This is a genomic window from Xanthomonas sp. CFBP 8445 (genome assembly GCF_025666235.1).
In the GTDB taxonomy this organism is placed as follows: domain Bacteria; phylum Pseudomonadota; class Gammaproteobacteria; order Xanthomonadales; family Xanthomonadaceae; genus Xanthomonas_A; species Xanthomonas_A indica.
In genome coordinates, this window is sequence record NZ_CP102594.1 from 173,027 (window position 1) to 196,169 (window position 23,143).

17 protein-coding genes and 2 pseudogenes are annotated in these 23,143 nt (G+C 67.8%); 10 read left to right on the top strand and 9 right to left on the bottom strand.

Features of this window, described 5'->3' with window-relative positions; genetic code table 11:
- Positions 1–38 precede the first annotated feature (38 nt).
- Positions 39–782, bottom strand: a complete 744-nt coding sequence (locus NUG21_RS00825; protein ID WP_019797595.1) for an SDR family NAD(P)-dependent oxidoreductase — start codon at positions 780–782, stop codon at positions 39–41.
- A gap of 85 nt (positions 783–867) precedes the next feature.
- On the opposite strand from NUG21_RS00825, the gene NUG21_RS00830 reads away from it, so the two are divergent.
- Positions 868–1,434: a TetR/AcrR family transcriptional regulator gene (locus NUG21_RS00830; RefSeq protein WP_263392019.1), complete on the top strand. Its 567-nt coding sequence runs from the start codon at positions 868–870 to the stop codon at positions 1,432–1,434.
- A 223-nt stretch (positions 1,435–1,657) separates the two neighbouring features.
- Here NUG21_RS00830 and NUG21_RS00835 read toward each other — a convergent pair whose 3' ends face one another.
- Complete coding sequence (locus NUG21_RS00835) at positions 1,658–1,990, bottom strand: hypothetical protein (protein WP_019797267.1); 333 nt, start codon at positions 1,988–1,990, stop codon at positions 1,658–1,660.
- Between the two features lie 281 nt (positions 1,991–2,271).
- On the opposite strand from NUG21_RS00835, the gene NUG21_RS00840 reads away from it, so the two are divergent.
- Positions 2,272–2,616: a type II toxin-antitoxin system Phd/YefM family antitoxin gene (locus tag NUG21_RS00840; RefSeq protein WP_263392020.1), complete on the top strand. Its 345-nt coding sequence runs from the start codon at positions 2,272–2,274 to the stop codon at positions 2,614–2,616.
- Positions 2,617–2,619: 3 nt separating this feature from the next.
- Positions 2,620–2,991, top strand: a complete 372-nt coding sequence (locus NUG21_RS00845) for a type II toxin-antitoxin system RelE/ParE family toxin (RefSeq protein WP_263392021.1) — start codon at positions 2,620–2,622, stop codon at positions 2,989–2,991.
- A gap of 50 nt (positions 2,992–3,041) precedes the next feature.
- Here NUG21_RS00845 and NUG21_RS00850 read toward each other — a convergent pair whose 3' ends face one another.
- Positions 3,042–4,814, bottom strand: a complete 1,773-nt coding sequence (locus tag NUG21_RS00850; RefSeq protein ID WP_263392022.1) for a hypothetical protein — start codon at positions 4,812–4,814, stop codon at positions 3,042–3,044.
- Positions 4,815–4,901: 87 nt separating this feature from the next.
- Positions 4,902–5,411 (bottom strand): annotated as a pseudogene (locus NUG21_RS00855) (restriction endonuclease); the annotation flags it as partial.
- A 289-nt stretch (positions 5,412–5,700) separates the two neighbouring features.
- Between NUG21_RS00855 and NUG21_RS00860 the strand changes: the two are divergent.
- A pseudogene (locus NUG21_RS00860) lies at positions 5,701–6,387 on the top strand (DUF2306 domain-containing protein).
- Positions 6,388–6,695: 308 nt separating this feature from the next.
- Here the strand turns inward: NUG21_RS00860 and NUG21_RS00865 are convergent.
- From NUG21_RS00865 to NUG21_RS00880, 4 genes are all read right to left on the bottom strand, one after another.
- A complete protein-coding gene (locus NUG21_RS00865) occupies positions 6,696–7,958 on the bottom strand; it encodes an alpha/beta hydrolase family protein (RefSeq protein WP_263392023.1) in 1,263 nt (420 codons plus the stop codon).
- Between the two features lie 597 nt (positions 7,959–8,555).
- Positions 8,556–9,011, bottom strand: coding sequence for a hypothetical protein (locus tag NUG21_RS00870; RefSeq protein ID WP_160948480.1), 456 nt, complete (start codon positions 9,009–9,011; stop codon positions 8,556–8,558).
- A gap of 791 nt (positions 9,012–9,802) precedes the next feature.
- Entirely contained in the window at positions 9,803–10,708 is a 906-nt protein-coding gene (locus NUG21_RS00875; protein WP_184502806.1) for a type II toxin-antitoxin system RelE/ParE family toxin, read from the bottom strand.
- Positions 10,709–10,952: 244 nt separating this feature from the next.
- On the bottom strand, positions 10,953–13,061 hold the full coding sequence (locus NUG21_RS00880; protein WP_263392024.1) for a methyl-accepting chemotaxis protein: 2,109 nt from the start codon (positions 13,059–13,061) through the stop codon (positions 10,953–10,955).
- Between the two features lie 334 nt (positions 13,062–13,395).
- Here NUG21_RS00880 and NUG21_RS00885 point away from each other — a divergent pair, with 334 nt between their 5' ends.
- From NUG21_RS00885 to NUG21_RS00910, 6 genes are all read left to right on the top strand, one after another.
- Positions 13,396–13,941: a YdeI/OmpD-associated family protein gene (locus NUG21_RS00885; RefSeq protein WP_263392025.1), complete on the top strand. Its 546-nt coding sequence runs from the start codon at positions 13,396–13,398 to the stop codon at positions 13,939–13,941.
- A gap of 96 nt (positions 13,942–14,037) precedes the next feature.
- Positions 14,038–15,387, top strand: a complete 1,350-nt coding sequence (locus NUG21_RS00890) for an MFS transporter (RefSeq protein ID WP_263392026.1) — start codon at positions 14,038–14,040, stop codon at positions 15,385–15,387.
- Positions 15,388–15,554: 167 nt separating this feature from the next.
- Positions 15,555–16,154 carry a GTP cyclohydrolase I FolE gene (gene folE, locus NUG21_RS00895; protein WP_160948434.1) on the top strand — a complete coding sequence of 200 codons (600 nt, stop codon included), beginning with the start codon at positions 15,555–15,557 and terminating at the stop codon, positions 16,152–16,154.
- Positions 16,155–16,186: 32 nt separating this feature from the next.
- On the top strand, positions 16,187–17,656 hold the full coding sequence (locus NUG21_RS00900; RefSeq protein ID WP_263392027.1) for a DUF3375 domain-containing protein: 1,470 nt from the start codon (positions 16,187–16,189) through the stop codon (positions 17,654–17,656).
- Positions 17,643–18,329 carry a DUF4194 domain-containing protein gene (locus tag NUG21_RS00905; protein WP_263392028.1) on the top strand — a complete coding sequence of 229 codons (687 nt, stop codon included), beginning with the start codon at positions 17,643–17,645 and terminating at the stop codon, positions 18,327–18,329. Before NUG21_RS00900 ends, NUG21_RS00905 begins: the two co-directional genes overlap by 14 nt.
- Positions 18,330–18,424: 95 nt before the next feature.
- Complete coding sequence (locus tag NUG21_RS00910; protein WP_263392029.1) at positions 18,425–22,252, top strand: ATP-binding protein; 3,828 nt, start codon at positions 18,425–18,427, stop codon at positions 22,250–22,252.
- A 98-nt stretch (positions 22,253–22,350) separates the two neighbouring features.
- Here NUG21_RS00910 and NUG21_RS00915 read toward each other — a convergent pair whose 3' ends face one another.
- Positions 22,351–23,124, bottom strand: coding sequence for a sulfite exporter TauE/SafE family protein (locus tag NUG21_RS00915; RefSeq protein ID WP_242081573.1), 774 nt, complete (start codon positions 23,122–23,124; stop codon positions 22,351–22,353).
- Positions 23,125–23,143 lie beyond the last annotated feature (19 nt).

Genomic DNA, 23,143 nt, shown 5'->3' on the forward strand with positions numbered 1-23,143 from the left:
GCTCGTTCTGGCTGACCGCCACCCCCTCGCACGCAGCCCTAGATGGCCATGACCCCGCCATCGACGAACAGCTCGTGCCCGGCGATGAAGCCGGACGCGTCCGAGGCCAGGAACAGCACCGCCTCCGCAATCTCTTCCGCGTCGCCCAGACGCCCGAACGGGATCATCTGCTTGAACGCCGCCTCGGCATCCGCATTGGCCTCCAGGTAGGCCTGCATGGCCGGCGTGTGGACCATGCCGGGCGACACCACGTTCACCCGGATGCCGCGGCTTTTCAGGTCGGTGGTCCAGGTACGTGCAAAGGAGCGGATCGCCGCCTTCGTGGCACTGTACACCGAGAGCGCGCCGATCCCCTTGCTGCCGGCCACCGAGCCGGCCAGGATCACCGCACCGCCGGTGGTCATCAGCGGCAGCGCCTTCTGCACGGTGAAGACCGTGCCCTTGATGTTGGTCGCCAGCAGGCGCTCAAGGTGCGCGATGTCGATCTCGCCCAGCGCCGCCGACTCGGAAACGCCCGCGTTGGCGAAGACGACGTCCAGCCGGCCATGGTCCTGCTGGATGCGCGCATAGAGCCGATCCATGTCCTCGGGAACGCCGACATCGCCCTGCACGCCCACCGCGCCGCCGCCGATCTCCGCCACCGCGGCGTCCAGCCGGTCCTGCCGCCGCCCCGTGATGTAGACCTGCGCACCTTCCCGCGCAAACGCCTTCGCCGTCACCAGGCCGATGCCGTCGGTGCCACCGGTGATCGCGACCACCTTGCCCTCGAATCGCTTGTCCATCTCGCTTCCCTTGATAAGTGGAGGATTGCTCCACTTACTATACGGAGGTAGCCTCCGTTTCTACAAGTCACCTCGGAACACCCCTTTGACCGCCGACACCCCCCTGCGCGCCGATGCCCAGCGAAACCGCGAGCGTCTGCTCGCCGCGGCCGAGGAGGTGTTCCTGGAGCGCGGCGCCGAGGCGTCGATGGAAGACGTCGCCAAGCGTGCCGGCGTGGGCATCGGCACGCTCTATCGGCGCTTCCCCACGCGCGAGTCCTTGTTCGCCGCGGCCTACAGCGGCCGCTTCCTGTCGCTGGCCGCGGCCAGCCACGCGCGCGCCAGCACGCTCGATGCGTTGGCCGCACTGCGCGCGTATCTGGAGGACCTGGCGCTGCACACCAGCGTCTATCGCGGGCTGGCCGCGTCGCTCGGTGCGGTACTGCAGAGCGGCACGCCGGGCTGCGAGGCCGTCAGCAAGGAAGGACAACAGCTGTTGCGGCGCGCGCAGAAGAGCGGCGTTGTCCGCCGCGACGTCTCGTTCGACGATCTGGTCGTCGTCGCCACCGCGACCTCCCTGGCCACCGAGCAACTCGGCTCGCCGAAAACGCGGATCGCGCACCTGATCGGGCTGTTCGTCGACGGCATCGCCGCGCCCGCGCCGCGCGCCTAGCCGGTGGCTCCGCGGCGCGCGGGCAGGGCTTCAGCGATGCTGCCGGTGCGATGCATGAGGTCTATCCGCAAGCCGGCAAGAATCTCAGAGATGCGCACTTGTGCGCGTCAGACACTGCCCGAGTGTAAGCAAGACGATGCTGCGCGCCGCGCTGGCGCGACACGCAGTGTGGATGTCAGGCTGGGCGTAGCGTCATCCGAGACGACGCACGCCAGCGACGCACTTACTTGGCCGGGACGCGCTGGTACTCGTCGCTGCCGGTATTGAGGTGCCCGTCGGCCTCGTCGATGGCGAAGTTCACCGTCTCGCCGTCGTTGGTCACCTGCAGCACGCCGTCCTTGTAGATGGCCGGGTAGCTCTCGGTCTTGGGCTTGCGGCTGAAGAAGCGCGGCGTGGTGTTGCGCACCATGAACGACTCCCCGTTGCGCTCGATGTCCATCGTGTCGTCCTTCGACTCCACGTTGACCCAGTGGCCGACGAACTTCTCGCCCTCCACCCGTGCGCAGCCGGTCACCAGCATCGCCGCGGCCAGCGCCGCTCCCATCCACTTCGTCATGTCCCCGCCTCCGGTGTTGGAATCGGGGCGAGGATGCGGTGGGTTGGATGTATGGGAGGTCAAGAATGCGGGGAAGGCCTGACGCGCAGAAATCCGGCCGGCGGGGCCGGAGCGCCCGTAGGGCTCAGGAGGAGGATGTCGGCTGAGGTGGCACGGGCTCAATCATTGCCCGGCCGAACTTATCTGCCACGTTCGCAAGAGTTTCCGTGTGCGCTGGCAGCACCACCACGCAGGTGCTAGCCTGTACAGAATCCTGTAATGAATAGTGAAAGGAGCAGGCCATGGGCTTTTCCGTCAACGACGTGGTGCCTTTCACCCTGGCGCGCGCCAATCTTTCCGAACTGGCCGACCAGGCGAAGGCCGGCGCCGAGAAGATCATCACCAAGAACGGCGAGAGCTACGTCGCGCTGATCGACGCCGACCGGCTGGACTACTACCACCGGCTCGAGCGCGAGCGCATCCACTTGCTGTTGCTCGACGATGCGAAGCGCGGCCTGGCTGACATCGCCGCCGGCCGCACGGTCGATGCCGATGCCGCCATCGATCAACTGCAGCAGCGGCGCGCGGCCACCAGGGCGCCTCATCCCGCGGACCCCGGCAAGCGGGCGACCAAGAAGCGGGGTTGACCATTGCATCGCGTCGAACTGACGGAGAGCTTCCTCGCGAGCCTCGACGCGATCGAAGCGTTCCTGCTGGATGCCGATGCCGCTGCGACCTTCGATGACCTGCTCGCCGAACTGCGGGCGGCCGTGATCCCGAACCTGGGGCGTTTTCCGCGAATCGGTCGTCCCTACTTGGACACGCCACCGCAATCGGCCGAGGCGCTGGCGCAACTGGCTGCATTGCCGGCGGGAGCGCCGGATGCGTTGCGCATCTACCTGCACGGTGACTACGTGATGCTGTACACGGTGGCGGAGGCATCCCCCACTGTGTATCTGCTCTCCATTCGCCACCACCGGCAACTTTCGTTCGATTTCGCTGGACTGTGGAGCCACGGATGAGGATGCAAATAGTCCACTCCCACCCGTCTTTCGAGCGGTGAATGTGCACTTTACTGATACTTAATTCGTCCTAGAATAGTTGCTCGTCCATCTGAGAAGTCAGGAGCATTTTTTATGCTTTCGCGAAATTTCCTGTACGCGATGGAAGTGAGTTCAAAAGTTTGTTCAATGGTTCGCATTTGATAGTCGCTGCAAGCTGCTCTTATGAGTTCAAAAGTAATGCTGTCTAGATAATCATGTCCATTTTCTATGAGCGTATTGACATAAGATGGGCTTTGGCTGGTATGCACGATTAAGTTTCTGGCACGGTAAAGACGGCGAAGTTGCCACCTCACCTTCTTCTCATGACGGTCGAGGCGGTTTATTACTTTATCGGGAGTTGCTAGTTCATTGGATATGGAAAATATCCTGTAGCGGAGAAGGTGAAAGTCACCTAGTTTCGGTTGTAGCTCATTTCGCAATTCAGCATAAGTTGAATCCAATAGGAAAATTGAAAGTCTTTCTGTTAAGTCGGCTCCCTTGTTGGTGTTTACTCTGTTTAATATTTTTCTTGTCCGCCATTTGTCCCAAATAAGAAGGTCAAATAGGAGTCTATCTAAAATTCTGCGAATGTAAGTAATGCCAATAAAAGGTATCGCAGCATTTATTACCTGTTTAATTTTTGATCCGCCGTCGACGTGAGAAGGTATTAGGGTTTCTAAGGCAGTCCAAAGATTAACTAGCTGATTTTCTGGAATATCGTGTTCCACACATATGCCATGTAGATCAGCCACGCGATTAAATCTTTGGAAGCTATCTGAATTATGGCGCAGCCCCAAACTATTGATGACCCTATTTAGCTCTTTCGCAGCCCGATCCTCTCGCATATCAAAAGCTTTTTCCATTGGCCCTCTAGATGATCCGCAAACTACGGGGGCAAACGCGCAGCAACTCCATTCTGCCACCACATCCGCACGCCAAGTTATTCGTTTGCGATGATGAAATAGGGTGAATAGGTCTCCAAGCCGGTCTAGAGTTCTGAAGGCTAAGTGTCGAGCGCTATATGGGTCTCTCGCATCAAAGTCCTCAAGTAGTATCACAACCTCATTACTTGCCAGAGGAGTCGAAAGAAGAGCCTGCGATATTTGCTCTGGCAGTTCATCTTCGAGTAACTTAATGCGAAAAGCATGAAGAGAAGCGGTCACTTGTTTTATCAAATTTGAAACAACAACATATATCTTGAAGTTATGCTTGGATTGATCGGCTATATCCAAAAATTCGAGCAAATGTTCGGGTGAATCAATAGTGTTCCCGACTGGGGAAAAAAAGAAATCGTGAGTCTTATCATGCAACCATTGTTTGTCTAAGCCGTTATTTGTAAGCGTAGTTATAAGGGTTGTTGCTAGGAAATCTATTTCTCTTTTTTTGCAGTTAGTAACCGCAGAAAAAAGCTCTTCTCGAAGGATTTTAAGATATCTTTTACTATTAATTGTCCTGGCTAAAACCTCTAACCTTAGTTTCGTTGTTGAAAGCGGTGTTTGAGCATTGTGGATGACATAGTAAGATACTTCAGCGTCAAGTAGCTTTTTCGCGATTGGATCATTTTGAAGGCTCCAAGTCAGTTCCTCTATGACATGCTGTAAATTTGATGCGTCAATGAAGCCTTTTTCAATTTCCTTAATGAGAGCTAGGGCTTCAATACATAAATGTGGCGCATTAAGCGCCGGAGGCTTATAGGTGTCAAGGGATAGATCAAATAATAGTTCATCTACCCTTTGCGCAAAAAAAAGTAGACCGTTAGTTCTTTCACTTAAATCCCAGCGGCTGAGATTCCTTAATTTCATGTGTCGATTCCTAGATAAGTTTGTGCCAAGCAATTGCGTGGCATAGAAGTTTTTGCCATTAAAAATAATCTTCAGGGAATGTGCCTAGTGAGGCGCCAGCAATCCATACATCTCACGCACTACGCTCACGCCGACCTGTTGCCGCTTCCTCTGTTTGCATTGCACCAGCGTGCGGCGGCCGTCCTTGCGCAGGATCAGGTCGATGCCGCCGTCGGCGCCGCCGAGGCCGGTTTCTTCTACCGCGTAGCCCTGGCGGCGGAAGGCTTCGCCGACCAGGCGTTCGAACTGGCGCCAGCCGCCGGCGGCCAGGCTTTCCAGGGTGGTGCGGGTGTCCAGCAGGCGGCGGCGATGCCGCGCCTTGAGGAATGAGGCGAGCGCTGCGATCCAGCAGAGCAGCAGCAGGATCCACGCTAGGGGAGCGAATGCACCTTCCGCTTGCTGGGCGATGGCCCGCGACAACGCACCGTCGTGCCGGGAGAACCACCAGGGAATGCCGTCGCGCACGGCGAAGAAGCCTGCGATGCCGGCCATGATTCCCACCGGCCACGGCAACGCCGCCAGCGCGTCGAATCCTGTCTTTCCCCGTCTGCGTCCCATGCGACCCCCGTCCCTGGATCGACCATAGTCCTGTGCGCGGGCGATGTCTGTACTGTTAACTGTGCCGTCTACAAAACGAGACGTGATTCGCTCTATCGGCTGCAGCGTCGGTTTCGTAACTGGCCCCTGGCCGCCTGCGTCGATCCGCCATGCGGCGGTTGCCACTGCGCGCTCGCTGACATGCCCGCCCACCGCTCGTCGCATCCTTCCGTAGAGCCAAGACGTCCATGCTAGCGTCGTGCTGCCGAGGGTCCGGCGCAGCGCGGGGCAGGGAATGAACAGCGAGCCGATGCGCCGCGATACTGCGGGACCACGCGCCAAGCCGATCGTGCGCCTGGCCTGGTGGCTGCTCTGGCTCGCCCTGGCTCTGTTCGCCGCGGAGTTCGTGCATTCGGTGTATCTGAAGTACGCCTCGCTGCAGTCGCCGGCCTATGCGATGTTCCTGACCCGCCGCGGTTGGCTGTGGTGCCATCTCGGTGGCGGGGCGGTCGGCTTGTTGCTGGGGGCGCTGCAGTTCGCGACGCAGCGGTAGCGGCGCTGGCCGCGGCTGCATCGGTGGGTGGGGCGGGTGTATTTCGCCGGGATGGTGGTGGCGATGGTCGGGGCAGTCGGCCTGATCGCGACCTCGCCGGCGCCGCCTGCGATCCGGGTGGCGTTCGCGGCCACGGCGTTGGCGTGGCTGGTCACTGGGTCGGTGGGGCTGATGGCGATCTGGCGTGGGCAGGTGCTGCGGCATCAGCGCTGGATGGTCCGCGCCTATCTGGCGACGCTGGCGCCGGTGGTGTTCCGGGTGGCGTTGCCGTCGGCGATCGGCCTGGGCCTGATGCCGTCGCCAGGCATGATCGCGCTGCTGCTGTGGGCGAGCTGGGTGGTGCCGTTGTCGGTGTATGGCGTAGGCCGGGCGGTCGCCGATGCGCGGGATCGGCGCAAGCAGGGGTCGATGCTGCTGCGCGGCGCCGGTCTCGGCACGGGGTGATGACGGGCGTGGGGGACGATGCGCCGGCTTTTGACTCGGGTGCCGGCCTCGCCTCGCCGATCTGCGGTCGTTCGGATGCCTGAGGCAGTTGCAGCCAGTGTCGGCGTCTCCGTCGTGGCTTGGCTTAGCGGCGGACGCACGACGCGCGGTCATGCCGTGGTCAACTTCGCTGCCGGACGCCGGCAGCATGCGCATCGCGCATCGCACAGAAAACGCCGCCACGCCTGCGCCCAGGCGTGGCAGCCGGCGGAACGGACGTTCGCAGGCGCCGGGGGAGGAGTGCGCCTGCGTTGTCGTCCGCCGCGACCTCAGCGAAGCTTGTCGAACAGTTGCTGGCGCACGGCGATGGTGCAGGCGTCTTCGGTGAACAGGTGTTCCAGCGCGCTGTTGTCGCTGGGCTTGCCGGTGCCCAGGTCGAGCACGGTCGCCTGGTTGCTGCCGCGGGCCTTGAACGCGGCGACGGCGGTGGTGGCGTTCTTCAGTGGCACGGTGGCGTCGTTGTCCGAGCCGCACAGCAGGGTCGGGGTGCGCGGCGCCCAGTCGAGCAGGTCGTTGCGCTCCAGGTCGCGCAGGAACGGGTCGTTGGCGTTGCTGGCAAAGTCCTTGTAGAAGCCGGGCTGGAAGTACTGGCGGATCTTGTCCACGCCCGGCAGGGTGTCGCCGAGCACCAGGTCGGTCAGGCTCTGGCTGCCGGGGAACAGCGCCTCCACCTGCTTGGACCAGGGATCCTGGAATACCTGCGACGGGTCGAGGTAGATATTCTTGTAGGTGCGCTGCATGCCGATGATGGCGTAGCTGGCCAGCACGATGCCGAAGGTGTTCTCGCCCACGGCGTTGCGGCCGCTCCAACTGTCGCGGAAGGTCTGGCTGAGCGCGTACGGGCCGGAGATCGGTGCGCTGGCGACCAGGTTGAACTCGTTGGACAGGTGCGTTTCGATCTCGCGCTGGGTGGCCATGGCGGCATGCCCGCCCTGCGAGTAGCCGGTCAGCATGACCTTGCCCGACAGCGGGGTGTTGAGCCGCTGCAGCACCTGGCGCGCGGCGCGCAGGGCATCGATGGTGGCGCTGGCCTCGGACGCGGCGTGCAGGTAGGGGTGGAATGCATAGGTGGAGCGGCCGATGCCCAGGTAGTCGCTGCTCACCACCACGTAGCCCTGGGTGGCGAGGTGGGTGACCATGGTCTCGTCGCCCTTGGCGTCGCGGATCTCCTTGGCCTGTTCGGCGCGACGCTGCGACTCGGTGCCCTGGCTGTAGCTCACCAGCGGGTACGGGCCGGGGCACTGGCTGCCGCCCGGCACCAGCAGCGCGGCCGAGGCGGTGGTGGGTTCGCCATTGACGCCGATGGTGGCGTAGGTGAACTCGGCCACGCGCACGTCGCACTTGGCCTGGTCGGGGGACTGGTCGTTGGCCAGCAGCGTGCCGATCGCCTGGCGGGTGTAGCTGGTCAGGACATTGCTGTTGAGCACGGTGCCGCGTGCCGGTGCCGCCGTGGCGGCGATGGGCAACGACGCGCCCGCGATGCCGATAAGGGAAAGTGCGCGCAGCGCCAGCCGATTCCGCTGTGTGGCCATGGAAACATCCTCGCAATGATGCCCGGTCGCCCGGGGGTGGGGGAGGGCGCAGACCCTACTATGTCGTCCGCATTATTTTTGCGACACGACGAGATAATGTTTATCCGCGGTATTGATTCGCGTTGCATGCGACGGCATTGCGCGACACATCGCGCTGGAAAATTCGGCGATGCATCGGCATCGCGGCGTGCGGTGCGCCACAGTGGCGAAAAGGAAAGAATCAAAAATCCGCATGATGTCGCTGGAATCCGGCCGAATTCGGCGGTTTCGGCGGGTCGCGTGCATGACACAGGTATTTGTCTACGTTTCTTAATCTGAATTTTCAGAAGTAAATAGTCGTGGTTTTAAGATAATCAGGACGCGATACGCAATCATCGTGTGTGCCGTGTCGATGGCTGTCCGCTGCCGGGCACGGAGCGGACGCTGCCCGGACAGCCGCAGGACACCGTCGATGGCGAGCAGGTCACGGCGCGCCTGGTTCGTTGCTAGCGCGGTCGTCAGAGAGGGCGCACGCAACAAAAAGCCGGCGGATCCTGCGGGATCGCGCCGGCTGCGGTCGACGTGGCGGGGCCGCGGGCGAGGGCCCGCGGATGCGTGTCAGCGCACCTGGTACAGCACGGTGGCACCGGGCTTGGGTTCGAACGCCGGCACCGTGCGCTGCTTCAGCGGCGTGCCCTTGGCGTCCCACACCAGGGTGTCGGACGGGTACTCGTCCTTGCGGGTCATCGCGTCGATCTGTTTGACGATCACGCTGGAGCCGGCGGCGACCTCGGGGTTCCAGGCGAACACGCCGAGCCTGCCGTAGAACACGGCCGGCGCGTCAGCGTCCAGGCGCCGGTCCGGGCACAGCACCAGGCCGCGGTCGAGCATCACCCGCAGCGCGCCGACCGGCACGGCCTTCACCGTCGGCGCCGTGCGCTCGGTGCTGTGGCCGGGGCAGACGTTGGCCGAGCGGGTCAGCATGTCCTCGGCCACCTGCCGATCGGACTGGGCCAGCGCGGGCAGGGCGACGGCGGCGAGGGCGAGCGGTGCAAGGGGGAATTTCCAGGGCATGTCGAGACTCCTTCAATGGAGGAAAGACGCCGGGCCTGGCGGTGCCTGCAAAGCGGGGGGACAGGCGGCCGCGGCGGCGCGGGCCGACTCTAGCAATGCGGCCTGCGGCGAATGCAAAGCGGGCGTGATGGTGCGGGGTGGTGTTGCGCGGGAGCGGGTTTTGATGCGGCCTTCGCTTCGCATCGTCTGGGTCGCGGCTGAAACCGCTCCTACCGTTGGCGAATTGCATGGTGTCTTGTGCAAGTGCCGGTGCCGGTAGCAGCACGGCCATTGCTTTGTGGAAGGGACTTCGGTCCTGCCTGCAATGCGATCGCACGCGCCGATGGCTCCGCTCGTCGCGGCTGAAGCCGCTCCCACAAGGGCGCAATCCTTGTCTCCTGTGCAAGTGTTGCCGACAGCGCTGACCGTTGGTGAATGCTGTTGTGGGAGGGACTGCAGTCCCGACTGCACTGAGGTCGGCTGCGGCGGTGGCTTCGCTGGTCGCGGCTGAAGCCGCTCCTACGGAGGCGGAACGCTTGTCTGCTGTGGGCGGGGGCTGCCGGCAGTGCTGACAGATGGTCGCTCCTTGTGGGAGGGACTTCAGTCCCGACTGCAAAGAGGCCGGCTGTACCGATGGCTTCGCTTGTCGCGGCTGAAGCCGCTCCTACGGAGGCGGAGCGCTTGTACGGAGGCGGAACGCTTGTCTGCTGTGGGGGTGCTGCCGATAGTGCTGACAGTGGTCGCTCCTTGTGGGAGGGACTTCAGTCCCGACTGCAGTGCGGTGGACGCACCGACAGCCCGCGCACGCCGGCTCAGCGATACGGCCCCGGCCCGCGCCAGACCAGCTCGCCCTGGTGGTAGACCTGCAGCATGGTGATGACCTGGCGGGCGTCGCCGATGCTCTTGAGTTCGGGCGAGTCCGGCGGCAACGCGCGGCACTTGCCGGAGCCGCGGGTCAGGGCGATCTCCAGCGGGCAGACCATGCGGTACTCGGTGCCGGGCAGCAGGATGAACATCTCTTTCATGCCCTGCTGCTGCCAGGTGCGCAGTTGGCTCTCGCTGCCCAGGTCGTAATAGACCAGGTAGCCGCCGACCTCCAGGCTGGGTTGGGCCGCGTCCATGTCGTGGCGGTTGCCGCGGCTGCCGGGGCCGGCCGCCAGGCCGCTGTTGTCGGGCGCGGTGTCGGTGTCGAGCGCGCCGGGTGGGCGCCCGGTCCAGGTCTCCGGGCGTCGCTCGGTCGGCGGCGGCGGACTGCTGTCGGCGGCCTGCGCCGGGCTTGGTGCCGGGGCGTCCGCGGGCGGGGTGGGGGCCGGCGGCGCGGGCCGTGGCTGCCGCACCGGGGCCGGCCGCGGGGTGTCGGCCGCTTTCGGCGTGTCGGCACGATCGGGCGGCGGCACCGGGTCGTCGGACTGGGCGACCAGGGTGGATTGCACGGTGGTGGTGGCGTGGCTGCGCTTGGGCGCGGCGGACGCCGGCGGCGGACTGGGCTTGGGCGGCAGCGGCTTCACCGGCTTGTCGCTTTCGCCGAGGAAGTCCACGCGGATGCGGCTGCCGCCGGCCGCGCCCTGCGGCGTGGACATGGTGGGCTTGGCCGCATACAGCAGGGCGAGCGCCATCAGCACGTGCAGCAGCGCGCTGAGCAGCCAGGCGATCCAGCGCTGCCAGCGCTCGCTGCGGGTTTCGGCCGCGGCGGGCGCGCGGTTGGGCGCGCGGCTCATGCCGTCGCGGCGGCGTCGGGGGAGCCAGCCTTCATGCGGTTCCGGGGAGGGGACAAACGTGGGAGGCCGCCATCGTACCGCCTGCGCCCGCGCCGGCCATGGCAGCCGCTGCAATGGCCGGCATCGGCCGACACCTGGCGTTCACCCGCCGCGCGGCCGGCGAGCGTTCGGCAGGTGCCGTGCGTCATCCGCTGCCGGCAGGGGCGCGCCCAGTGCCACGCGCGGCGTGGCACCGTCCCCAGGGTCAGACGAAGGCGCCCACCTTGAACACTTCCACCGCCTGGGTCAGCTGCGCCGACTGCTCCTCCAGCGAACGCGCCGCGGTGCTGGCCTCTTCCACCAGCGCCACGTTCTGCTGGGTGGTCTCGTCCATGCGCGCGATGGTCTGGTTGACCTGCGCGATGCCGTTGGCCTGCTCGTGCGAGGCGGCGGAGATCTGCCCCATGAGGTCGGTGACGTGCTGCACGCTGGCCACCACCTGGTCCATGGTGGCGCCAGCCTGGTGCACCAGCGTGGCGCCGTGGGCCACGCGTTGCACCGAGTCGTCGATCAGGGTCTTGATCTCCTTGGCGGCGCCGGCCGAGCGGTGCGCGAGCGTGCCGACCTCCGCGGCCACCACCGCGAAACCCTTGCCCTGCTCGCCAGCGCGTGCGGCTTCCACCGCGGCGTTGAGGGCGAGGATGTTGGTCTGGAAGGCGATGCCGTCGATCACCGCGATGATGTCGGCGATGCGCTTGGAGGCGGCCTGGATGCCGGTCATGGTCTCCACCACTTGGCCGACCACGTCGCGGCCTTCGCTGGCCACGCCGGCCGCGCCCAGCGCCAGCTGGTTGGCGCGCTGCGCGTGCTCGGCGTTCTGTTTCACGGTGGAGGTCAGCTCCTCCATCGAGGCGGCGGTCTCTTCCAGGCTGGCCGCCTGCTGCTCGCTGCGCTTGGCCAGTTCCTGGTTGCCGCTGGCGATGTCCTCGGCGGCGAAGCCGATGCTGTTGGTGGTGCGCTGGATGTGCGCGACGATGTCGGTGAGGCGGTGCACGGTACTGTTGGCGTCGTCGCGCATGGCGGCGAACACGCCGTGGAAGTTGCCGCGCATGCGCACGGTGAGGTCGCCGTCGGCGATGCAGCGCAGCAGCGCGGAGAACTTGGCCAGGTTGGCGTCGGCGGTGGCCATCATGGTGTCGAGGTTCTCGACCATGGTACGGAAGGCGTGCTCGAACTTCTCCGGCTGGCCGCGGTGGGCGAAGTTGCCGGCGCAGGCGGCCTCGGCCAGGGTCTGGATCTGCACGTTGATCGCGTGCAGGTTCTGCTTGACCTGCTGCATCGCCGCGGTGATCGCGGCCTTTTCGCCGGGGTAGTGGGCGATGTCCTGGCTGAGGTCGCCGATGGCGTAGCGGCCCATCACTTCGGTCATGCGCAACTGGGTCTGCACATGCGCATCGACCAGGGCATTGGTGTCGGCGACCATGTGCCCGTACTCGCCGGGGAAGCGCTGCGCGTCCATCCGGTAGCTGATGGCGCCGGCATCATGGCGCGCGGCCATTTCGCGTTGCGCGGAAATCACCTCGTGCAGGCGCCGCTGCATCTGCTGCATGGCGCGCAGCAACTGCCCTGCCTCGTCGTGGGTGGTGGCGATGTCCGGGCTGCTCAGGTCGCCGGCACCGATGCGCTCGGCCAGGCCCAGCGCCTGCCGCAGCGGACGCACCACGCGGCGGGTGAGCAACAGCGCGATCAGCGTGCCCAGCAGCAGCGCCAGCACGGTGCAGCCGATCATCAGCAGGGCGAAGCTGCGCGCGGTGCTCATCGCCTCCTTGGCGGCCTGGCGGTTCTTGGCTTCCTGCAGGTCGATGAAGGCGTTGATGCTGGCCAGCCAGTCGACGAAGGCCGGGCGCGCCTGCTGCAGCAGCAGCGCCTGCGCCTGCACGGTGTCGCCGGCGTCGCGCAGCTGCCGCACCTGTGCGATCAGCGGCATGGTGCGCGCTTCGATGCCCTGGATGCGCCGCAGGATGGCGTTCTCCTGGGCATCGCTGGCGGCGGCGAGCAGGGCGTCGAGCGGCTGCGCGGCGCGCGCGTAGTCGCCGGCCAGCTTGTCGATGGTCTGCTCGGTCGCCTGCCGGCTGGCCGGGTCATCCAGCAGCACCACGTCGCGCAAGGCGATGGCGCGGTCGTGCACGCTGCCGCGGAAGTTGATCGCGTAACGCTGCTTGACGCTGTTGACCTCGTTGATCGCGGTCAGCCGCCGGTCGATGCTGTGCACGCGCTGGATGCCGACCACGGTGAGCAGGACCATCAGCACGATGAGGGTGAGGAAGCCGAGCGCGAGGCGCTGGCCGATGCGCAGATGCGAGAAGACGTGCATGGGATCGGGGGAATGGGGGAGGGAAGAGGGGTCGACGGTGGGTGACGGCGGACGGGCAGGCAGGTTGCCTGCGCCCGCGTGACGCGCGCATGGCGCAGGTCCCCGGGCCGGCGCATGGATAGCGGCGATGCCGAGGCGATCTGAAGGGATGGGGCCATGGCGCCGGCGGCGCGGTGCGGGGAACGTGACGCGGTACGTGCCTGCCGCGGCGTTGGCCCTGCCCACGTCAGGCAGGATGCGGCGTGGCGGCGATCGGCTCGGCGCGGATCGCGCCGCCACACCGCCGCGCGCAGTGCAGCATGGCCCGGCCCCTGCCCGGTGCTATGGTCCGCGCATGACCGGTGCCGCCGACCCGATCCGCTTCCAGGCGACCTTGCTGCGTCCGGCGATGCCGCCGGATGCGCCCTGGTGTTTCCTGCTGTTGCCCGCGGCGGCCAGCGCCGCCCTGCCGACGCGCGGCCTGGCCAGCGTGGAGGGCCTGTTCGCCGGGCATCCGTTCCAGGCCACGCTGCAGCCGGACGGCCACGGCGGCCACTGGTTGCGCGTGGAGCCGGCCTTGCGCGCGGCCGCGGGCGTGGACCCCGGCGCCACGGTGACGCTGGCGATCGCGCCGGTGGCGGTGGAACCGGAACCGGCCGTGCCGAAGGACCTGGCGCGCGCGCTGGCCGCGCATCCGCCGGCGCGCGCGGCCTGGGACACGCTGACCGCGGTGGCGCGGCGCGACTGGATCTTCTGGATCGGCGCGGGCAAGCAGGCGCCGACGCGGGCCAAGCGCATCGCCAGCACCTGCGACATGCTCGCCGCGGGCAAGCGGCGGGTCTGCTGCTTCGATCGGTCGGGCATGTACAGCAAGGCCTTCGCCGCGCCGCTGGCGCAATGAAGGCATGGCGCGCACGCCCGGCGTGGGCGCCGTCGCGACAGGATCCTCGCAAGCGCCTGCCTATACTCCGTGACGTCCATCCATGAGGCCCACCGCATGAGTGCATCCACCTCTTCGTCCGCCGCCGCCGCACCGGGCAGCCTGCGCCGCTCGGTGTCCAACACGCTCAAGGGCTCGGCCGGCAACCTGGTGGAGTGGTACGACGTCTACGTCTACTCGGTGTTCGCCACCTACTTCGAGTCGCAGTTCTTCTCCAAGGAGGACAAGAACGCCACGTTGTACGTGTGGGCGATCTTCGCGGTGACCTTCCTGATGCGCCCGATCGGCGCCTGGTACTTCGGCCGCTTCGCCGACCGTTACGGCCGCCGCCTGGCGCTGACGGTGTCGGTGTCGGTGATGGCGGCCTGTTCGTTCCTGATCGCGGTGACGCCCACCGTGGCCAGCATCGGCGGCGCCGCGGCGGTGGTGCTGCTGCTGGCGCGCTTGCTGCAGGGCTTCGCCACCGGCGGCGAGTACGGCACCAGCGCCACCTACATGTCCGAGGCGGCGATCCCGGGGCGGCGCGGCTTCCTGTCCTCCTTCCACTACGTCACCCTGGTCGGCGGCCACGTGCTGGCGCAGGCGGTGCTGTTCGGGATGCTGCACTTCTTCGACAAGGGGCAGATTTCCGAATGGGGCTGGCGCGTGGCCTTCGGCCTGGGCGGTATCGGCGCGCTGGTGGTGTTCTGGCTGCGGCGCACGATGGACGAGTCGCTGACCTCCGAATCCATCGCCGCGGCCAAGCAGGGCAAGGACACGTCCTCCGGCTCGCTGCGCGAGCTGTTCGTGCACCAGTGGCGCCCGCTGCTGCTGTGCTTCCTGATCACCGCTGGCGGCACCGTGGCCTTCTACACCTACTCGGTGACCGGGCCGAAGATGATCCAGACTGCCTTCGCCGGCGACGACGTGATGGCCGGCACCATCATCAACCTGGTCGCGCTGATCGTGCTGATGCTGATGCAGCCGGTGGGCGGCTGGCTGTCGGACATCATCGGGCGCAAGACCCTGCTGGTGTTCTTCGGCATCGGCGGCGTGCTCTACACCTGGTTCCTGGTGCTGGAGCTGCCCAGGCAGAGCGACTGGCTGAGCGCCTTCGCCATCCTCACCGCCGGCTTCGTCATCCTCACCGGCTACACCTCGATCAACGCGGTGGTGAAGGCCGAGCTGTTCCCCACCCACATCCGCGCGCTGGGCGTGGGCCTGGGCTATGCGCTGGCCAATTCGGCCTTCGGCGGCACCGCGCCGCTGCTGTACCAGGCCTCGCTGAAGACCGGCCACGTCACCACCTTCGTCTGGTACGCCACGGCGGTGATCGCGGTGTCGCTGCTGGTGTATGTGTTCTTCCTGACCAACAAGGGCAGCAACTGGTTGGACCACGAAGGCGAGATGCACGCGCGCCGGCGCTGACCGGCGCGGTGGCGCCCCGGGCGGTGCAGGCGCCGCCCGGGCGCGGCGCAGGCGGACGCTGAACGGCGGACCCCGTGTCGCCCCGGTCGCCCCGCCGCGCGGGCGCCGCCATGCGGCGGCTGCCAGGCGACTCGGGTACCATGCAGCCCCCTCACGGGCGTTCCCCCATGGCCGATCCAGACAACAGCTCCACTCCCCCGGTAACCCAGGCGCAGGCCGAAGACGCGGTGCGCACCCTGCTGCGCTGGGCCGGCGAGGACCCCAGCCGCGAGGGCCTGCTGGATACCCCGCGGCGCGTGGCCGAGGCCTACGGCGACTGGTTCAGCGGCTACCGCGCCGACCCGCGCGAGTACCTGCTGCGCACCTTCGAGGAAGTGGCCGGCTACGACGAGCTGATCGTGCTGCGCGACATCGAGTACGAAAGCCACTGCGAACACCACATGGCGCCGATCATCGGCAAGGTCCACGTCGGCTACCTGCCGCGCGGCAAGGTGGTGGGCATCAGCAAGCTGGCGCGCGTGGTCGAGGCCTATGCGCGGCGCTTCCAGGTGCAGGAGAAGATGACCGCGCAGATCGCCCAGTGCATCCAGGACGTGCTGCAGCCGCTGGGCGTGGGCGTGGTGGTGGAAGGCGCTCATGAGTGCATGACCACCCGCGGCATCCACAAGCGCGGCGTCAGCATGGTCACCTCGAAGATGCTCGGCACCTTCCGCGAGGACGCGCGTACCCGCGCCGAGTTCCTGCGCTTCATCGAGCGGGCGCGCTGAGTCTTGCCGATGCGGTGGCGGTCGGTTCCTGCATGAAGCCGCATGTCCGGATCGCCGGCTATCGCCAGTTGCGCGAACAGCCGTTGTGGAAGCTGCTCGCCGCCGACCATGCCCCGGAGCTGATCGGCCTGCTGCAGACCCTGCTGGGCGACGCCCAGCGGCGGCTGCCGGCCGATGTGCTGCACGAACGCCTGCAGCGCCAGCTCGATGCGCTGAAGGACGACCAGCTCTCGCGCGAACTGCCGCGCACCGCCCAGGCCTACGTGGCGCACTGGCTGGCGCAGGGCTGGCTGGAACGGCGCCTGCCCGAGGGCGATGCGCAGGAAGAGTACGAACTGTCGCGGCAGGCGGCGCAGGCGATCCGCTTCATCGCCGGCGTGCGCGACAGCGCCAGCGTGGCCACCGAGAGCCGGCTGTCGCTGGTGATCCAGCAGCTGGTGCAACTGGCCGGGCAGACCGAGACCGATCCGGACGCGCGCCTGGCCGCACTGCGCGCCGAGCGCGAGCGCCTGGATGCGGAGATCGAGCGCGTGGCCGCGGGCAAGCTGGCCGCGCTGGACGGCAAGCGCGCGCTGGAACGCACCCGCGACATCATCCGCCTGTCCGACGACCTGACCGAGGATTTCCGCCGCGTCCGCGACGATTTCGAGCGGCTCAACCGCGAGTTCCGCGAGCGCATCATCGACGACGAGGGCGCGCGCGGCGACGTGCTGGAGAAGCTGTTCGCCGGCATCGACGTGATCGGCGAGAGCGAGGCCGGGCGCAGCTTCCAGGCGTTCTGGAGCCTGCTCAACGACGCCGAGCAGAGCGTGCAGCTGGATGCGGCGCTGGAGGCGTTGCTGGCGCGCGGCTTCGCCCGCCGCCTGGACCGCCACGAGCGCGCCTTCCTGCGCGGGCTCACCGGCACCCTGCTCGAACGCGGCGGCCAGGTGCACGAGGTGATGCAGCATTTCGCGCGCAGCCTGCGCGGGTTCGTGCAGAGCCGCGGCTACCTGGAACAGCGCCGGCTCAACCAGTTGCTGAAGCAGGCGCAGGGCGAGGCGCTGCAGTTGCGCGACCACCTGCACGCCACCGCCGCCACCGGCTACGTGCTGCCGCTGAGCAGTGCGCGGCTGCGCTCGCTGTCGCAGTGGCGCCTGCACGACCCGCGCAGCCAGCAGGTGGACGGGCGGGTGCAGGCGGCCGAGGCGGCGACGATCTCGCTGGACAGCGTCGGCGACCTGGTGGCGCAGTCGGAGATCGACCTGCGCGGCCTGCGCAACGACCTGCACGACCTGCTCGGCCGGCAGCCGCAACTGAGCATCGGCGAGGCGCTGCGGCAGCGCCCGGCGGCGCAGGGGCTGGGCAGCGTGATCGGCTACCTGGCGCTGGGCACCCGCCACGGCGTGGTCGTCGACGGCGAATGGGAAGCGGTGCAATGGGAGGGCGGCGACGGCCAGCTCCGGCGCGCGCGCATCCCGCTGGTGTGGTTCACCAAGGAAAAACGCAATGAGCTGGTCTGACGAATTCCACGGCCACGACGCCGATCCCGGCGATGCCGCCACGGCCGCATCGGCGGCGTCGGCCGAGGCCGGCACCGCGCTGTTCGCCGGCGACAGCGGCAGCCTGCCGCTGGAGGCGCGGCGTGCGCTGTGCCAACTGTTGTCCGGCCCCAGCGTCGATGCCTACCGGCACGGGCCGCTGTGGCCGGCGCTGCTGCGCCACGAGGCGGCGATCCGCCGCGTGCTGAGCGAGCTGTTCCTGGAACTGGTGCTGGACCGCGACGGCGGCGTGGCGTTCGCGCGCCAGGCCGACACCGGCGAGCTGGAGACCCCGGCGCTGCTGCGCACCGCGCCGCTGACCTTCATCGAGTCGGTGCTGCTGCTGTTCCTGCGCCAGCAACTGGCCGAGGCCGACACCCGTGACGAGCGCGCGGTGGTCGACGAGGCGCAACTGCTGGAAGTGCTGTCGGTGTACGAGAAGAACGTGTCCACCGACCGCGCCGGCTTCGCCCGGCGGGTGCTGGCGGCGATCGCCAAGATGCGCGACAACCACCTGCTGTCCAAGCTGCGCGGCAGCGAGGACCGCTACGAAGTCTCGCCGGCGCTGAAGCTGCTGTTCTCGGCCGAGGACGTGCAGGCGCTGGCGACGGCCTACCGCGGCCTGCGCGATGGCGCGGCCGAGACGGCGCCATGACCGGTCTGTGCCCGCGCGTCGTCCGCGCCTAGCGTCGGGCTCGACCCGTGCGCTGGCCGCCATGGCGGCCATCCCCGTTTTCCGATGAGTTCCCGATGACGTCCCTGTCCGAATCGTCCACCGTCCCCGTCGCCCCGTCCCTGTTCGCCGAGACCCTGGCCGAGCAGCGCGCGCAGCAGTACCGCATGCGCCGCCTGCAGGTGCACAACTGGGGCACCTTCAACGGCCTGACCGACGTACCGATCGCCGAGAAGGGCTTCCTGTTCGTCGGCCGCTCCGGCTCGGGCAAGTCGACCCTGCTCGATGCGATGTCGGCGCTGCTGACGCCGCCGAGCATCGTCGACTTCAACGCCGCCGCGCGCGAGGCCGAGCGCAGCGGCCGCGACCGCAGCCTGGTGTCCTACGTGCGCGGCGCCTGGGCCGACCAGCAGGACAGCGCCTCCGGCGAGATCGCCACCCAGTACCTGCGCAAGGGCGCGACCTGGTCGGCGCTGGCGCTGGAATACCGCAACGCGCAGGGCCAGGCGGTGAGCCTGGTGCGGCTGTTCTGGATCGCCGGCAGCGGCACCGCCGCGGCCGACGTGCGCAAGCACTACATGGTGGTGCCGCGCGGCTTCGACGTGGCCGCCGAACTGGACGGCTTCGACCTGGACCTGCGCCGGCTCAAGCTGCGCCTGGGCGAGGACGTGCACCACTTCGACAGCTTCGCCGGCTACGCCGAGCGCTTCCGCCACCTGCTCGGCATCGGCAACGAGATGGCGCTGCGGCTGCTGCACAAGACCCAGTCGGCGAAGAACCTGGGTGACCTCAACGCCTTCCTGCGCAGCTTCATGCTCGACGAGCCGCGCACCTTCGAGGCGGCCGACCGCCTGGTCGAGGACTTCGCCGAACTCGATGGCGCCCACCACGCGGTGGTGACCGCGCGGCGCCAGGTGGAAACCCTGACCCCGGCGCGCGACTACCACGCCGAGCTGCTGGCATTGCGCCACAGCGTCGGCGAGCTGCGCGAACTGCAGCTGGGCATCGACGGCTACCGCGAGCAGCGCCGCCTGGCCCTGCTCGATGCACGCCTGCAGGAACTGGATACCCAGGACCGCGGCCTGGCCGGCGAGGAGGGCCAGCGCCGCGAAGCGCTGGACAACCACGAACAGACCCTGGCCGAGCTGGAGACCCAGCAACGCGCGCAGGGCGGCGAACAGGTCGAGGCACTGGAGCGCGAACGCGGCCGCGTCGAGCGCGAGCGCGACGAGCGCATGCGCCGCCGCAGCCAGGTCGAACAGGCCTGCCGCCAGCTCGGCATGGGCCTGGCCGGCAGCGCCAGCGGTTTCGCCGAGCAGGTGGCGCAGGCGCGCGCGCTGCGCGACGGCGTCGCCGGCGAGGCCAGCAGCCTGGACGAGGCGATCGCCGAGCGCATGGCCGAGCGCCGCGAGGACGAACGCCGCTTCGCGGTCATCCGCACCGAGATCGAGGCGCTGCTGAAGGCGCCCTCGAGCATTCCCGCGCCGATGCAGGCCCTGCGCGCGCGGCTGTGCGCCGAGACCGGCCTGTCCGAAGCTGCGCTGCCGTTCGTCGGCGAGCTGGTGCAGGTGGAGGCCGACCAGGCCGCCTGGCGTGGCGCGATCGAGCGCGTGCTGCACGGCTTCGCGCAGTCGCTGCTGGTCGACGAACGCCACTACGCCAGCGTCGCCGACTGGGTCAACAAGACCCAGCTCGGCACTCGCCTGGTGTACTTCCGCGTGCGCCACAACGCGCCGCTGCAGCAGCGCGAGCCCGACGCGAAGTCGCTGCTGCGCAAGCTGGAGTTGCGCGACCACGCTTATGCGCCGTGGCTGCGCCAGGAGCTGGCGCGGCGCTTCGACTACGCCTGCGTGGACACCGTGTCGCAGCTGCGCGACGCCGAGCGTGCGATCACCCGCGAGGGCCAGGTCAAGCACCCGGGCGACCGCTACGAGAAGGACGACCGCCACGCCGTCGGCGACCGCAAGCGCTGGCTGCTCGGCTACGACAACCGTGACAAGCTCAAGGTGTTCGAGCGCGAGGGGCAGACGCTGGCGCAGCGCATCGGCGCCTGCGATGCCGACGTCGCCGCCCTGCGCAAGCAGCGCGAGCAGGACCAGGGCCGGCAACTGGCCGCACACACCCTGGCCGAGCGCGAGTGGGACGAGATCGACGTCGCGCCGAAGCTGCAGCGCCTGAGCGACATCGCCGAGCAACTGCTGCAACTGCGCGAAGGCGACACCGCGCTGCGTGCGCTGGGCGAGCAGATCGCCACCGTCCGCGCGCGCCGCGACCAGGCGCGCCGCACCTACGAGGACGTGCGCCTGGAGCGCGCGCAGCTGAGCCGCGAGCGCGCGCGCCTGGAAGCGCAGCGCGAGACCTGCGCCGCGCGCGTGGCCACCGCGGTGATCGGCCCGGCGCAGGTGGCGGGGCTGGACGCGCGGCTGGCGGCGCTGCCGCCGCTGAGTCTGGACAACCTGGAGGCGCATCTGCGCAGCGTCGAGCGCGGCCTCGGCGAACAGCTGGCGCAGAGCCAGGCGCAGGACGCGCGGCTGAGCCAGCAGGTGCTGGACTGCTTCCGTCGTTACTGCCAGCAGTGGCCGGAGGACAGCGGCGACTTCACCGTCAGCCTGGCCAGCGCCGACGACTTCCTGGCGCGTCTGCAGCGGCTGGAGAGCGACGGCCTGCCGCGCCACGAAGGCCGCTTCTTCGACCTGCTGCAGACCCAGAGCAAGAACAACCTGCTGGCCCTGCAGCGCTACACCGCCGAAGCGCACAAGGCGATCAAGCAGCGCATGGACGAGGTCAACGCCAGCCTGGAACAGGTGCCGTTCAACCGCGGCACCCTGCTGACCATCGAAGTCAGCGACCGGCGCCTGCTCGAGGTGCAGGAATTCCAGCAGCAGTTGCGCGCCGTGCTCGGCCATCAGCAGACCGAGGACCGCGCCCTGGCCGAGGCGCAGTTCGCCACCCTGCGCGGGCTGGTGCAGCGGCTCGGCGCGCAGGAACCGGAACTGCGGCGGTGGCGCGAGCAGGTGCTGGACGTGCGCCAGCACGTGGAATTCGTCGGCGTGGAACTGGACGCGGACAGCCGCGCGCAGGTGGAGATCTACCGCAGCGGCGCCGGCAAGTCCGGCGGCCAGCGCCAGAAGCTGGCCACCACCTGCCTGGCCGCGGCGCTGCGCTACCAACTCGGCGGCGAGGACGGCGAACTGCCGCGCTACGCCGCGGTGGTGCTGGACGAGGCCTTCGACAAGGCCGACAACGAGTTCACCGCGCTGGCGATGAACATCTTCGAGAACTTCGGTTTCCAGATGGTGGTGGCTACGCCGCTCAAATCGGTGATGACGCTGGAGCCGTTCATCGGTGGCGCCTGCTTCGTCGAGATCAGCGGCCGCCACAATTCCGGCGTGCTGCTGATCGAATACGACGAGCAGGCGCATCGGTTGAAGCTGCCCGAGCGCAGCCGCAACGAGGCGGTGACGCCTGCGGTGGAATCGGGCGCGGCGCTGGATCAGGCTGGCGCCGCTCTGCCAACGTCGGCCGCGGACACGGCGGTCACCACCGCGGAGCCCGGCGCAGGCGCTGTTGCAGACACCGGTGTCGCGCCGGCGCGTGCCTCCGGCAAGGCGCGCGGCGGCCGCGGCAACGGCGCGAAGTCGACCACGCGCAAGGCGTCGCCCGCGGCGCCCGGCAAACGCGTCCGCACGGCTGCCGCGACGCCTGCGGCCAAGAAGACCCCGTCGGCGAAGGCGCCACGCCAGTCCGCCGCGGCCGCGGCACGTCCGTCCAAGGCAACCGGGCCGGCCGCGCGGTCGGCGTCGGCGAAGACCGCGCAAGCCGCCGCAGCTAGCAAACCTGCGAAACCGACCAAGGCGGCGGCACTCAAGGCGCCTTCGGCGACCGCCAAACGCCGCATTCGCTGAGCGACGCTGGCGGCTTGGGGGCACGCCCGCGGGCGCGTGCGCGCGCCAGCATCGACCGGGAGGGCAGGGATGCGGCGTCCCGGCGCCGCGCACTGCGCTCAGTGCAGCAGGTCCCAGCCCATCTTGGCGATCAGCACCACCACCAGCACCAGGAACAACTGCCGGATCAGCGGCGTGCCGCCGCGCAGCGCCAGCCGCGTGCCGGTCACCGCGCCGGCCACGTTGGCCACGGCCATCGGCACCGCCGCGGCCAGCAGGATCTTGCCGCTGGGCACGAAGAAGCACAGCGCCGCCAGGTTGGTGGCCAGGTTCACCACCTTCGAGGCGGCCGAGGCGCGCAGGAAATCCAGGCCGAAGAAGCGGATGAACAGGAAGATCAGGAAGCTGCCGGTGCCCGGGCCGAAGAAGCCGTCGTAGAAGCCGATCGCCGCGCCGATCGCCAGCGCGATCGCCAGTTCGCGGCGGCCGATGTGGCGCGGCCGGTGCAGCGCGCCGAAGTCCTTCTTGACCAGCGTGTAGCCCAGCATCGCGATCAGCAGCACCAGGATCAGCGGGCGCACCGCCTGTTTCGGCAGCAGGCTCACCGCGGTGGCGCCGAGGAAGGAAAACACGAACGCGGTCGCAGTCGCGTACAGCACCGGCCGCCACGGCAGGCGCACGTGGCGCGCGTAGCGCCAGGCGGCGGTGCCGGTGCCGGCCATGGCGCTGAACTTGTTGGTGCCCAGCACCACTGCCGGTGCCTGTTGCGGCAAGGTCGCGAACAGCCCGGGCAACTGGATCAGGCCGCCGCCGCCCACCGCCGCGTCCACCAGCCCGGCGACGAAGGCGATGCACAGCAGCCATGGCAATTCGGTGGGGATCGACTCCAGCACGCCGGTGCTCCACGCAAGG

Coding starts and splice junctions, on each gene's coding strand:
- NUG21_RS00870 (WP_160948480.1), bottom strand. CDS start 9,011: ATGCCCTGGAAATTCCCCCTTGCACCGCTCGCCCTCGCCGCCGTCGCC.
- NUG21_RS00900 (WP_263392027.1), top strand. CDS start 16,187: ATGAAGCCGCATGTCCGGATCGCCGGCTATCGCCAGTTGCGCGAACAG.
- folE (WP_160948434.1), top strand. CDS start 15,555: ATGGCCGATCCAGACAACAGCTCCACTCCCCCGGTAACCCAGGCGCAG.
- NUG21_RS00840 (WP_263392020.1), top strand. CDS start 2,272: ATGGGCTTTTCCGTCAACGACGTGGTGCCTTTCACCCTGGCGCGCGCC.
- NUG21_RS00825 (WP_019797595.1), bottom strand. CDS start 782: ATGGACAAGCGATTCGAGGGCAAGGTGGTCGCGATCACCGGTGGCACC.
- NUG21_RS00865 (WP_263392023.1), bottom strand. CDS start 7,958: ATGGCCACACAGCGGAATCGGCTGGCGCTGCGCGCACTTTCCCTTATC.
- NUG21_RS00875 (WP_184502806.1), bottom strand. CDS start 10,708: ATGAGCCGCGCGCCCAACCGCGCGCCCGCCGCGGCCGAAACCCGCAGC.
- NUG21_RS00890 (WP_263392026.1), top strand. CDS start 14,038: ATGAGTGCATCCACCTCTTCGTCCGCCGCCGCCGCACCGGGCAGCCTG.
- NUG21_RS00885 (WP_263392025.1), top strand. CDS start 13,396: ATGACCGGTGCCGCCGACCCGATCCGCTTCCAGGCGACCTTGCTGCGT.
- NUG21_RS00880 (WP_263392024.1), bottom strand. CDS start 13,061: ATGCACGTCTTCTCGCATCTGCGCATCGGCCAGCGCCTCGCGCTCGGC.
- NUG21_RS00910 (WP_263392029.1), top strand. CDS start 18,425: ATGACGTCCCTGTCCGAATCGTCCACCGTCCCCGTCGCCCCGTCCCTG.
- NUG21_RS00850 (WP_263392022.1), bottom strand. CDS start 4,814: ATGAAATTAAGGAATCTCAGCCGCTGGGATTTAAGTGAAAGAACTAAC.
- NUG21_RS00905 (WP_263392028.1), top strand. CDS start 17,643: ATGAGCTGGTCTGACGAATTCCACGGCCACGACGCCGATCCCGGCGAT.
- NUG21_RS00835 (WP_019797267.1), bottom strand. CDS start 1,990: ATGACGAAGTGGATGGGAGCGGCGCTGGCCGCGGCGATGCTGGTGACC.